We start from the raw sequence: 13,445 nt of genomic DNA, 5'->3' as shown, positions 1-13,445 counted from the left end.
TTTTTTATTCAAATGGTATCGTGGAACCCATTCCAACTCGGATGATATTTGGCGTACTCTCTGTTAAATCAACTACAGTGGTTGGTTTTTCACTTAAATAACCCCCATTTATAATCAAGTCAACTTGTTGACCAATTAAACTTTCTATCTCATCTGCTGAAGACTGAGCAAAATCTTCACCTGACAATATTAAACTAGTCGATAGCAAAGGTTCGCCAATTCCGGCAAGCAGATCTCTGGCAATCAGATTATTGGGTAAACGTATGCCTATTGTTTTACGTTTTTTATTCATTATTCGACGTGGGACTTCTTTTGTTGCACGTAAAATAAAAGTGTAATGACCCGGTGTACTATTTTTAATCATTCTAAACACCTGATTATCTAGATAGGCATATTCAGCTATTTCAGATAAATCACGACACATTAGGGTAAAATTGTGGCGAGAATCCAATTGACGTAGGCGACAAATTTGCATAAGCGCGTTTTTATTATCTAACTTACAGCCAATTGCATAGCCAGAATCAGTCGGATAAACAATAATGCCACCTTTGTTTAATATTTCTATACATTGGTTAATTAATCTAGGTTGCGGATTTTGTGGGTGAATATGGAGAGATTGTCCCATGAATGTTCTCTATATATTTATTTAATCACTATATTATTTAATTAAACTTGAAAATTAAGTTATCAATATATCTAAGCTGCTTACTATATAATATTTAAGCCTAAACGATAATCCCAAATTTTTATTGCCAGGTTTGCCAAATCGGTGTAACACCTGCGGGCAACCAAAGATTTCTACCTAGCTCAGTCCAGGCGCAGGGGCGATGAAAATCAGAACCGACCGAAGCATATAAATCATGTAGTCTAGCTAATTCAGTTAAATTTTTTCGTTCATCAGGCGATTGTTGGCATTGAGCAATTTCAATCGCATCACCCTGTTGCTGTTTAAAATATAAAACTAACCTTTTTTGCCATTTTGCTGATAGCGAGTAGCGACCAGGATGTGCCAAGACAGCAACGCCTCCCGCTTGATGAATAACGTCTATTGCCTCATCAAGCTTACACCAATCAGCCGGGACGTAACCTGGTTTACCTCGGGTTAAATATTTTTTAAAAACTTGGCCGATACTTTTTTGTTTAGCATAATCCATAATATAACGCGCAAAATGGCTACGTGTCACCTGTCCACCGGCAGCATAAGCTTTAGCATTTTGCCAGGCATCAGGAATACCGAATTTTTCTAATTTATAGCCTATTTTTTCCGCACGCAGGTTGCGCCGTGCAGTTTGCATTTCCAGTAAATGTTTAAGACAGTTTGCATCCAGATTAATGTTAAGACCGACGATATGAATTTCAATTTTTTCCCAAATTGTGGAAATTTCAACACCGGCAATTAATGTTAGCGGCTTACTTTTTTCATTAATATACTGCCATGCTGGCAAAATTCCATTAACTGTATCGTGATCAGTGATAGCTAATACATCGACCCCCATTAATACCGCTCTGTCTACTAATTCTAAGGGGGTGAGATCACCATCAGAAGCTTTTGTGTGACTATGTAGATCATAAATAACAGACAGCTTCTCATTGTCGTGGGCCAAAGCTTTATCCTCATTTACAGCTGACGATTATAGAAAAAATTCATAGTGTGGCATAAATTACTTGACACAATCCGAATGACCTAGTTTACTAGTACGTTGGTTAGCGATAGCGCTAACCTATCATGACATATTGCGAGGAAGAACAAAAATGAGATTAGTATTTTTTATCATCATTAAAATCCGTTGGTGGCAAAACTCCCTTAAATAGGCAGTTTCTTCCTGCGCGTGAATTAATAACGCAACACCAGATCAAGACCCGCCATGAAGCAGGTTTTTTTATAGCCAATTAATATAATATGAAAGGCAACCAATATGGAAAACATAGCAGTCAATCAAACAACTTTTCGCATATTAGAGAATAAAACACGAGTTTCGCACCAATAAAAAAACGCTCTATTTTTAAGTTTAATTCAGCATAATATGTAAATAGATAAAACCTTATAAATTAAATATAACTTATTGTAAATTAAGTGAATTTATGCATTTCAGTAACTTGCAGATTAATCATTACTTTTAAGCCATTTCTAGAATTTTATAGGCCTGTGCGAAACTCGTGTAAAATTAATTATCAGCCTGAAGTTTGTCTGTTATTTCATCATTTATGCAGCAATCGCCCAGGCACACTATTGCTAGAGTCCGCTACCGTTAATAATAAGCAAAATCTACAAAGTATCCTGATCGTTGATAGTGCATTACGAATTACCGCCAACCAACAGCAAGTTACTTTTGCCGCTCTTAGCCCTAATGGAAATGCACTATTAAGCCATATTTACACCGCTCTACCCAGTGAATTAGAAAAGAGCAAATCGGATGGTCAATTAGTAGTTAATTGTCCCCCAATAGAGCCACATCTTGACGAAGATAGCCGGCTAAAAGCAACTTCATCCTTTGATGCGCTACGTTTGATTTATAATTTAGCCAAACATAACACTATTGATGCAGATAAAATTCTGTTAGCGGGGTTATTCGCTTACGATTTAGTTGCTTATTTTGAAAATTTACCGCCAGTAGAAAAATCAAATCGCTGTCCTGATTACTGTCTCTATTTAGCTGAACATTATATTGTGATCGAGCACCAAAAACAGTCTGCAAAACTGATAAGCTGTCAATTTTTAACAAAACAATCTATTGCTAATACGATATTAAACCGTCATCAAGCAATTATTACAGCCTGTCAGCAACCTCTACTCCCCTTACCAATCGCAGCTGAGCTAGCAATACCTTTAGTAGTCAATAAAAACGATAATGAATATTGCCAGATTATTGAAAAACTAAAAAAATACATCTATCAAGGTGATATTTTTCAAGTAGTACCTTCACGTAAATTTATGTTGCCATGTACCGCACCATTAAGCGCCTATCAACGCCTTACAATACAAAATCCGAGCCCTTACATGTTTTATATGCAGGATCAAGAATTTACCCTATTTGGTGCATCGCCTGAAAGCGCGCTCAAATATGACGCCAAAAGTCGACAAATTGAAATATATCCAATCGCCGGAACTAGACCAAGAGGACGTAATGAACTAGGCGAAATAGATGCTGATTTAGATAGTGAAATTGAACTGGCGCTGGAACCGATCCGAAAGAACTGGCTGAACATATTATGTTAGTTGATTTGGCCCGCAATGACTTGGCGCGGATTTGTCAGCCGGGTAGTCGATATGTTGCCGACTTAACCTCTGTTGATCGTTATTCCCATGTTATGCACCTCGTTTCGCGGGTAGTTGGTAAATTAAGGGCTGATCTGGATATATTACATGCTTATCAAGCTTGTATGAATATGGGTACTTTAACTGGCGCGCCTAAAATCAAAGCAATGACACTTATTGCTGGCTATGAAAATGAAAATCGAGGCAGCTATGGTGGTGCAATTGGCTACTTTAAGGGCAGTGGAGATTTTGACTCCTGCATTGTTATTCGTGCTGCTTATATTGAAGACAATATTGCCACTATCCAAGTCGGTGCTGGCCTGGTATTAGATTCGGATCCGCAATCTGAAGCGGACGAGACGCGCAATAAAGCCCAGGCAGTTATCAACGCCATTATGCAATCTCATCAAACCCAGGAGATCAGCTAATGGCTAATATTTTGCTACTTGATAATATTGATTCTTTTACTTATAACTTGGTCGATCAATTAAGAGTATTAGGTCATACAGTCACTATCTATCGCAATACGCTGCCGAAAGCTATCATCGTGCGCCAGCTTAAAATGATATCTCAGCCTGTACTAATGCTCTCTCCTGGCCCCGGTAGACCTGCCGATGCTGGCTGTATGCCTGCACTTTTGCCATCAGTATTAGGTCAAATACCCGTGATTGGTATTTGCCTTGGTCATCAAGCAATTATTGAAGCTTATGGCGGAAAAATTTCATGCGCTAAAGAGATCATCCACGGCAAATCATCATTAGCGATACATGATGATCAACTTATGTTCCGTGATCTGACAAATCCACTACCAATTGCACGTTACCATTCTCTGATTGGTGAAAAAATTCCTGCTGATTTGATCATTAATGCTCACTGCCAAGGTGCAGTAATGGCAGTACGGCATAACCAACATAAAGTCTGCGGATTTCAATTCCATCCCGAGTCAATTTTAACAACTGAGGGAACCTCTTTATTAACACAAACCCTATTATGGGCATTAAATTAAGGAGCAGCAAAATGCAATTTATTTTGGACAAATTATTTAATGCACAAATACTGACACAACAAGAAAGTCATTTACTTTTCAGCGCCATGATGCGAGGTGAATTAACGGAGCCTCAAGTAGCCGGTGCATTGATCAGCATGAAAATGCGCGGGGAAGCACCAAATGAAATTGTTGGTGCCGCGCTAGCTTGTTTAGAAAATGCGCAACCGTTTCCTCGGCCTAATTACGATTTCTGCGATATCGTAGGTACTGGTGGCGATCACAGCAATAGTATTAATATTTCCACTGCCAGTGCCTTTGTTGCCGCCGAGTGCGGATTAAAAATTGCTAAACACGGCAATCGTAGTATTTCAAGTCGCTCCGGATCATCTGATTTATTGGCATCTTTCGGCATTCCTCTCGATATGCCGCCAAACTCAGCTCGGCGTGCTTTAGATGAGATCGGAATATGTTTTTTATTCGCACCACAATATCACCAAGGATTTCGCTATGCTGCACCGATTCGTCGTCAATTAAAAACGCGTACTCTATTTAACACGAGTTTCGCACAGGCCTATAAAATTCTAGAAATGGCTTAAAAGTAATGATTAATCTGCAAGTTACTGAAATGCATAAATTCACTTAATTTACAATAAGTTATATTTAATTTATAAGGTTTTATCTATTTACATATTATGCTGAATTAAACTTAAAAATAGAGCGTTTTTTTATTGGTGCGAAACTCGTGTTTAATATTCTTGGCCCGCTAATCAATCCAGCTAAACCGCCAATTTCACTTATTGGTGTTTATGATCCTAAGCTAATTTTACCTATTGCTAAGACATTGCAATTAATAGGATATAAACGTGCTGCTGTTGTTCATAGTGGCGGTATGGATGAAGTTGCCTTACATGCCCCTATTCAAGTGGCTGAATTAAAACAAGATGAAATTTTAACTTACCAGCTAACGGCTCAAGATTTTGGCTTACCAACCTACTCTCTATCAGAATTAACTGGCGGCTCTGTTGATAAAAATTATCAACTTATTACCACATTGTTACAGGGTCACGGGAAGCCAGCTCATGCTAGCACCGTTGCTGCCAATGTCGCATTACTGATGAAGCTTAATAACCATGAAGATCTAAAAACCAATACCGATTTTGCTTTGCGGATTATTGGTACTGGAAAAGCCTATCAACGGTTAACCACACTAGCCAACAGGAGGAAGTTTCACTAATGCAAGCGACTATTTTACAAAAAATTATTGCAGATAAGATGACATATTTAGCGGCAAGAAAATTAAAGCAACCATTAATTAGCTTTATTGGGCAAATTACGCCAAGTGAACGCCATTTTTATACTGCTCTTTCGCAAAGCTATCCGGCATTTATTCTGGAATGTAAAAAGGCTTCACCATCGAAAGGCATTATTCGTCATCACTTTGATCCTGTACAAATTGCTAAAGATTACCAACATTATGCAACAGCAATATCAGTGTTAACTGATGAAAAATATTTTCACGGCAGTTTTGATTACTTACGCCTGGTGAGTAACACTGTGCCACAACCAATTTTGTGCAAAGACTTTATTATTGATCCCTACCAAATCTATTTAGCTCGCTTTTACCAGGCTGACGCTATCTTATTGAAGCTATCAATATTAGATGACCAAACCTATCAATCTTTAGCGGCACTGGCGAATAAATTAAAGATGGGCATTCTTACTGAAGTGAGTAACGAAGAAGAGCTAAAACGAGCGGTTAGGTTAAAAGCCAATATTGTCGGTATCAATAATCGTGATCTTCGCGATCTGTCAATTGATCTAAATCGCACTAAACAATTTGCCCCACAATTAGTCGGAAAAACATTAGTCATCAGTGAATCCGGTATTGATAGCCACCAACAAATTCGTCAACTCAGTAAACAAGTTAATGGTTTTTTGATCGGCCGCGCATTAATGGGTGAAGAAAATTTAATGTTAGCTATTCGTCGGCTAATTATTGGTGACAATAAAGTTTGTGGTCTCACTCGCCCACAAGATGCCCAAAGCGCTTATCAAGTTGGGGCGATTTATGGCGGTTTAATTTTTGCAGACAAATCGCCACGCAAAGTAACACTTGAGCAAGCAAGAGCCGTTATAACCGCAGCCCCTCTTAACTATGTTGGCGTTTTTCAACACCAGGTAAATTCATTAATCGCTGAAATTAGTCATCAGTTAAATTTATTTGCCGTCCAGTTGCATGGTTATAAAACAGCTGCTGACATTCAGCAACTTCGTTCTTTATTACCCACAAATTGCGAAATATGGCAAGCAGTTAATATGGCTCAATCACCACCTTGTTTCAACGCAAAAAATATCGATCGCTATTTACTTGATCATGGTGAAGGTGGCACAGGCAAAACTTTTGATTGATCCAAACTACCTGAGAAACATCTTGATAAAATTATGTTAGCCTGTGGATTAAATGCAGACAACTGCCAACAAGCAGCTGCGTAGGCCTTGATTTCAATTGTGCACGAGTTTCGCAATCTCCAAAAAAGAAGTATAAATTTAAAAACAAGAAAAAATCAGGGTGTTCATATTTTGTCGGGTTATCCATGTATTAAAGATATCTATAAAACATTCTTACAAGTAAGCAGTTTAAGATACTCTGGTTTAGCGTTATCAGAAGTAAGCCCATCGCCTTTATCTCATGACACTGTTAGCCGATGGCTAAAAAGTAGATGTTTTAGACCTAAAGACCTATGGCGATTAGTTGAACCTTCTATAGACAAAAAAAGCCCTTGCGTACTAATTGCCGATGATACATTGATTGCCAAAACACGTAGTAAAAAAATAGTGATGGTCCATTATCAATATTCAGGTAATGAACATGAGGTTATTGCTGGCATAGGTTTAGTTAATTTGCTTTGGCATGATCTGACGAAGGTTGAATCAATTCCTATCAATTATCTTATTTATGATAAAGATTCTGATGGAAAAACAAAAAACACGCACTTTTCCGAAATGCTCACTCTTGCTAAAAAAAGAGGGATCATGCCAGAAGCCGTAGTGATGGATGCTTGGTATTCTAGCCTGGATAACCTGAAATCAATTCGCTCTCATGGTTGGATCTGGGTAACCACGCTGAGGAAAAATAGGATTGTTAACCATAACAAACAACTGCACGAGTTTCGCACGGGCATATAAAATTCTAGAAATGGCTTCAGAACAATAATTAATCTGTAACTTGCTAAGACGTATAAATTTACTTAAATTACAATAAGTTATTTTTAATTTATGAGATTTTTTCTATTTATATATTATGCTGAATTAAACTTAAAAATAGAGCGTTTTTTTATTGGTGCGAAACTCGTGAACTGAACAAGTTAGACATCTCAGAAGAAGGAACGTCAATACACTTGCGAGGATATGGTTGGGTAACCGTTTTCAAATTTACAGCCAAAAACGGCCGTATTGATTACATAGTAACAAACAAAGAGAATCCCACCCGTCAATACCTCAAATCTATCATGGATGCCCGTTGGTCTGTTGAAGTTTATCATCGAGAAGTTAAACAAAACTGTGGTATTGAACGCTGTCAGGCTCGCACGAGCCGAGCGCAAAGAAATCATATTTTTCTCGCTATTTCTGCGTGGTTTGAACAACATAAACGTCGTATATCTGAAAAAATAACCCTTTATCAACAAAATTGGGACGTAATCAAAAGTGCTATTACTGAGCAAATCCGTGTTTTATTAGCGTACCCAAATTAGTTTTGTGCGAAACTCGTGTTCTGGTGTTGAACAGCGGCCTGGCATAAAAAGTTGCCATAAATTACAGATTACCTTTGAAAAATTGTTTGATTATTTATAAGCGTAACAATCAAATTAACAATTTAACGATCAGAACAACGGAATAAAGTAATGAGTAAATTAAATCCCTATTTTGGTCAATTTGGTGGTCAATATGTGCCTGAAATTCTTATTCCCGCACTTAACGAACTGGAACAGGCTTTCATCGAAGCCCAGCAAGATGATACGTTTCAACAACAATTTCACGATCTATTACAAAATTACGCTGGCCGTCCCACCGCCTTAACGCTATGTCGCAATTTAACCATCGGTACTAAAACTAAACTTTATCTAAAACGAGAAGATCTATTGCATGGCGGCGCACATAAAACAAATCAAGTGTTAGGCCAGGCTTTATTAGCCAAACGGATGGGCAAAACTGAAATTATTGCAGAAACTGGCGCTGGACAACATGGCGTTGCTACAGCACTGGCTTGTGCATTACTTGGGCTTAAATGTCGCATCTATAATGTCGCATCTATATGGGAGAGAAAGATGTCCAACGCCAATTGCCCAATGTATTTCGGATGCAATTATTGGGAGCTAAAGTTATTACGGTAAATAATGGCTCAGCAACCTTAAAAGACGCCTGCAATGAAGCCTTGAGAGATTGGTCAGCCAGTTATAGCAACACCCACTATTTACTTGGCACCGCAGCCGGGCCCCATCCCTATCCAACGCTAGTACGCGAGTTTCAAAGTATGATTGGCGATGAAGCCAAAGCACAAATTTTAGCTAGAGAAGGACGACTACCCGATGCCGTAATTGCTTGCGTTGGCGGAGGCTCTAACACTATCGGATTATTCACAGCGTTTAAATCAGAGCAAAATGTACGTCTAATTGGGGTTGAGCCAGCCGGTCTAGGTATCGACTCTGGCGCCCATGGTGCACCATTAAAACATGGTCGGCTTGGTATTTACTTTGGTATGAAATCTCATCTAATGCAAACCGATGAAGGCCAAATTAAAGAGTCTTATTCTATTTCTGCCGGGTTAGATTTTCCTTCAGTCGGACCAGAGCATGCTTATTTAAATAGTATTGGCCGTGCTGATTATGTCTCAATTACCGATAATGAAGCGTTATCGGCATTTAAAAAACTGGCTAATCATGAAGGTATTATCCCAGCTTTAGAGTCGTCACACGCCCTGGCTTACGCCTTAAAAATGATTGAAGCAGAACCGGAAAAAGAACAACTACTGATTGTTAATATCTCCGGCCGTGGAGATAAAGATATTTTTACTGTACAGGCTATTTTGCAAGCCAAAGGAGAGATCTAATGGAGCGTTATCAGCCCTTAAATGCTAAAAATCAGGCAGCATTCGTCCCATTCATCACCTTAGGAGATCCCAATGCAGAAATGTCATTAAAAATTATTGATACATTAATTGAAGCAAAAGCCGATGCATTAGAGATTGGTATCCCTTTTTCTGATCCATTGGCTGATGGTCCAACGATTCAAAAGGCCAATTTACGCGCACTTAATGCCAACATCACACCAACATCCTGTTTTGAGTTATTAGCACAGATCCGCAAAAAGCACCCTTTGATTCCTATTGGCTTATTAGTTTATGCAAATCTGATTTTTAACTATGATATTGATAACTTTTACGCTCAATGTCAGAATGCCGGCATCGATTCCGTTTTAATCGCCGATGTACCGATGAATGAGTCCCTGCCATTTCGCACTTCAGCGTTGCAACATAATATTGCACCAATATTTATTTGTCCTCCTAATGCTGATGACGATCTTCTACGCCAAATTGCTTTATATGGTCGTGGCTATACTTATCTACTCTCGCGTTCAGGTGTAACAGGCACAGAAAAAAAAGCCAATATTCCTGCTAGCCAGTTATTAACCAAGCTACAAGCCTACCATGCCGCCCCACCACTGTTAGGTTTTGGTATTGCTAAACCAAAACAAGTCACTGAAGCAATCAAAAATGGGGTAGTTGGCGCAATATCTGGCTCTGCGGTTGTAAAATTAACACGAGTTTCGCACAGGCATATAAAATTCTAAAAATGGCTTAAAAGCAATGATCAATCTGCAAGTTACTAAAACACATGAATTTTCTTAAATTACAATAAGTTGCATTTGATTTATAAGGTTTTATCTATTTATATATTATGCTGAATTAAACTTAAAAATAGAGCGTTTTTTTATTGGTGCGAAACTCGTGATTAATTGAAATTCATCATCAGCAATCTGATATATTACTAGCCAAATTAAAACAGTTTGTTTCACAGATGAAAATGGCTACGCAAAAATAGTCAATTTAAAGCTAGCGAAAATGGTAGTTTGTCTTGCTATTTTGTAATTACTAATTATCGATTCTAATAAACTATTGTAATTAACAAGTCGCTATCGATACCAGCTATTCATTTGTAATTTATTTATATTTCATCAATAATCAGTATATTGACTGCGATGAAATTTTCATTTAGCACTCATATACGATAAATAAAAATAACCCTCGTATTAATGGAGAATTGAATAATGAAATATCTTAAATCAATGACAGCGCTCTGTACCGTGCTATTTATGGCATTATTCCTTTCTGCTTGTGCTCCAACAGCAAAAACAGAAGGAACTGGTGGATATATTGATGATACGGTTATTACAACTAAAGTGAAGACAGCATTATTGGCAGAAAAAAACTTGAAATCAACGCAAATCAATGTTGAAACCTTTAAAGGTCGTGTGCAATTGAGCGGTTTTGTCAGTTCGCGTGCCGACGCTCAGCGTGCAATTCAAGTAACACAAGGTGTAGCAGGTGTAGAATCAGTCATTGATTCGATGAAAATACGATGATTGTTTTACTTTTCAGCCCCAATATAGGGGCTGAAATAAATATAATTTATCGCCATTGGCTCCTCAAATCAGATAATAAAATAATCGCTTTTATCACCATAAAGTCATTACTATATCAATTATTAAAACCAATCATTACATTGTTATATTCAAAATTACTATAATATAAATATCACTCTATTTTTAGTATTTTATCCTTACTTATAGAATAACCACAAAATTTACTGATATAGCAATAGCTTTACCATAGAAAAGCTATACGCTCTCTTCACTGTCAGTTACAATATACAATTAAAATGTGATGATAAAAACCAGTTATAGGAGCAGTTTTCATGTCCATTACGGCCAACTCACTTATCAGCGATAGCTTTAATTTTTTTAAAAATCAGCTGAGCGGCCTTTTTATCCTGTCATTCATTTCAGCTACCATCAGTCTAATACTTTATTATTTTCTGGTTCCCATCGATGAAATGGCAACCATTGTCAAAACCCTTGGTGGTCAAAATGACTCAACTTCACTTTTAACCTGGGTAAGTCAATTATCTGATGAAGAAAAATCGATAATGATGAGAGTCTCACTACTCTCATTGGCTGCGGTTTTTATCGGATTAATATTATTAGTTTCTTCAGTAGTTACTTATTTGTCAGAATTCAGTACCGGCAATAGCATCAGTGCAGGGCAAGCTTTTGTGCTTTCGTTACGTATATTACCTAACATGTTAATTTTGTTAGTTATATGCACAATTATAATTTATTTTGGCTTTATGCTATTCATCTTACCCGGTATCATTTTAGCTATCGGTTTTTCCTTATCACCCATCATCTTAATAACCGTCAAAAACATTATGCCGCTACGAGCCATGAGTCAAAGTTGGAAAATAGCATTTCGTCATTGGTGGTTAATTCTAGCAATTTTATTACTTTGGCTAGCATTGCAAATGTTACTCACTATGCTACTTGGACAATTTCGTTTTTTACCGAGTATGGTGAATAATATTATCTCTTTTACATTGAATAATTTATTTACCTCTTTTACATTGATCTATTTTTTCCGCCTTTACATGTTAGTTGGAAAAACAACAAATTAACCAAATAAAAATACCACGGCTATTATTTACCATTAGATGGCGTGGTAAAAATTTACTATTAACTTAAACAATTAAACATTAATTACAGAACCAACGTGCTGACTCAAAATTGCACTGTATTGGTAATAACAAGTTAATTACTTCAATATATTAATAGTGAATTTTATTGCTCAGTAGATAATTTTATTGATAAAAATATACACCTACTCACTGTGTAACATTATTATCAAATAAGGTAATATAATATAAAACAAATTGGCAATAGGATATTTTATAATTTATTAATCAAATAATTATAAAAATTCATATTTACTCGAAAAGGATCAGGATAAGCGCCCTCATGAGACAACTATTAGATTTTATTCCTCTCATTGTTTTCTTTATTGTATATAAAAAAGTAGATATTTTTTACGCATCTGGCGCATTAATGATTGCCACCGCTTTATCGATGCTAGCCATTTATCTTATCTACAAAAAAATTGAAAAAAGTTCGTTAATTACTTTAGTCATCGTGATCATTTTTGGTGGACTGACGTTGATTTTCCACAGTGATCTTTTTATTAAATGGAAAGTGACAGTTATTTACGCTATTTTTTCATTAGCACTGTTAGTCAGCCAATATTTTACCCAAAAACCATTAATCCAGAGAATGCTGGGTAAAGAGATCCATTTAGCTGATGAGATTTGGCATAAATTAAATTTATCATGGGCAATCTTTTTTGCTATCTGTGCACTAGTAAATATTTATGTTGCCTTTTGGCTACCTCAGGATGTCTGGGTTAACTTTAAAGTTTTTGGTTTGACCGCGGTCACACTAATATTTACAATACTTAGTATGGTGTATATCTATAAACATTTACCTAAAGAACAAAAGTAATTGATATGATAACAACGGATACCTACTTCCAGCAGGTATATTGTGGCAAATAACAGAAGTAAATTTTTCATGACACAACAACAATTACCACAAGGAGAATTAGTTCTCCGTACATTAGCAATGCCGGCCGATACAAATGCTAATGGTGATATATTCGGCGGATGGCTAATGTCACAAATGGATATTGGCGGTGCAATTTTAGCAAAACAAATTGCACTTGGTCGTGTTGTTACTGTCGCCGTCAATGGGAGCACGTTCCAAAAACCAGTCTCAGTCGGCGATGTAATTTGTTGTTATGCTCGCTGCATTAAAACAGGTAACACCTCTATTACCATCAATATTGAAGTTTGGGTCAAGAAAGTTTCCAGTGAGCCAGTAGGCCAACGTTATAGCCACCGAAGCCATTTTCACTTATGTTGCTGTTAATGAGGATAATTCTCCCCGTTGTTTACCTGAAGAAAAACGTCATTACCAATTATCTAACTCTGATAACGTATCTCCCAATTAATCTATTTTTAAAGGCCAATTTACCTTGGCCTTTAAGCAAGCTTTATGACTAAAGCAATTTAAGAAAGATTAATTGAACCATCGATTTTA

7 protein-coding genes and 7 pseudogenes are annotated in these 13,445 nt (G+C 37.0%); 12 read left to right on the top strand and 2 right to left on the bottom strand.

Features of this window, described 5'->3' with window-relative positions; genetic code table 11:
• Positions 1-4 precede the first annotated feature (4 nt).
• The gene (locus tag V3224_RS17490) at positions 5-625 is read right to left on the bottom strand and encodes an L-threonylcarbamoyladenylate synthase (RefSeq protein ID WP_334472082.1); all 621 of its coding nucleotides are present in this window, start codon (positions 623-625) and stop codon (positions 5-7) included.
• A gap of 121 nt (positions 626-746) precedes the next feature.
• On the bottom strand, positions 747-1,604 hold the full coding sequence (gene rnm / locus V3224_RS17485) for an RNase RNM (protein ID WP_334472081.1): 858 nt from the start codon (positions 1,602-1,604) through the stop codon (positions 747-749).
• Positions 1,605-2,146: 542 nt separating this feature from the next.
• Here rnm and V3224_RS17480 point away from each other — a divergent pair.
• The 12 genes and pseudogenes from V3224_RS17480 (at position 2,147) to yciA (ending at position 13,356) form a co-directional block, all read left to right on the top strand.
• Positions 2,147-3,684: pseudogene (locus V3224_RS17480) on the top strand (anthranilate synthase component 1).
• Positions 3,684-4,798, top strand: a pseudogene (trpD, locus tag V3224_RS30145) (anthranilate phosphoribosyltransferase); the annotation flags it as partial. The pseudogenes V3224_RS17480 and trpD, both read left to right, overlap by 1 nt.
• Before the next feature lie 191 nt (positions 4,799-4,989).
• Positions 4,990-5,478: pseudogene (locus tag V3224_RS17465) on the top strand (anthranilate phosphoribosyltransferase); the annotation flags it as partial.
• Entirely contained in the window at positions 5,478-6,653 is a 1,176-nt protein-coding gene (gene trpCF, locus V3224_RS17460) for a bifunctional indole-3-glycerol-phosphate synthase TrpC/phosphoribosylanthranilate isomerase TrpF (protein WP_334472079.1), read from the top strand. The pseudogene V3224_RS17465 and the gene trpCF, both read left to right, overlap by 1 nt.
• 171 nt (positions 6,654-6,824) lie before the next feature.
• A pseudogene (locus V3224_RS17455) lies at positions 6,825-7,403 on the top strand (transposase); the annotation flags it as partial.
• 197 nt (positions 7,404-7,600) lie between these two features.
• A pseudogene (locus V3224_RS17450) lies at positions 7,601-7,996 on the top strand (transposase); the annotation flags it as partial.
• Positions 7,997-8,146: 150 nt separating this feature from the next.
• Positions 8,147-9,351: pseudogene (gene trpB, locus V3224_RS17445) on the top strand (tryptophan synthase subunit beta).
• Positions 9,351-10,091: a tryptophan synthase subunit alpha gene (trpA, locus tag V3224_RS17440; RefSeq protein WP_334472076.1), complete on the top strand. Its 741-nt coding sequence runs from the start codon at positions 9,351-9,353 to the stop codon at positions 10,089-10,091. The pseudogene trpB and the gene trpA overlap by 1 nt, the downstream one beginning before the upstream one ends.
• Before the next feature lie 477 nt (positions 10,092-10,568).
• Positions 10,569-10,883, top strand: a complete 315-nt coding sequence (locus tag V3224_RS17435; protein WP_334472075.1) for a BON domain-containing protein — start codon at positions 10,569-10,571, stop codon at positions 10,881-10,883.
• Positions 10,884-11,215: 332 nt separating this feature from the next.
• On the top strand, positions 11,216-11,971 hold the full coding sequence (locus V3224_RS17430; RefSeq protein WP_334472074.1) for a YciC family protein: 756 nt from the start codon (positions 11,216-11,218) through the stop codon (positions 11,969-11,971).
• 340 nt (positions 11,972-12,311) lie between these two features.
• Complete coding sequence (locus V3224_RS17425; RefSeq protein WP_032114988.1) at positions 12,312-12,848, top strand: septation protein A; 537 nt, start codon at positions 12,312-12,314, stop codon at positions 12,846-12,848.
• Between the two features lie 69 nt (positions 12,849-12,917).
• A pseudogene (gene yciA / locus V3224_RS17420) lies at positions 12,918-13,356 on the top strand (acyl-CoA thioester hydrolase YciA).
• Positions 13,357-13,445 lie beyond the last annotated feature (89 nt).

This window comes from Arsenophonus sp. PmNCSU2021_1 (assembly GCF_036919435.1).
In the GTDB taxonomy this organism is placed as follows: Bacteria; Pseudomonadota; Gammaproteobacteria; order Enterobacterales; family Enterobacteriaceae; genus Arsenophonus; species Arsenophonus nilaparvatae.
This window is presented reverse-complemented; position numbering and strand designations above follow the sequence as displayed.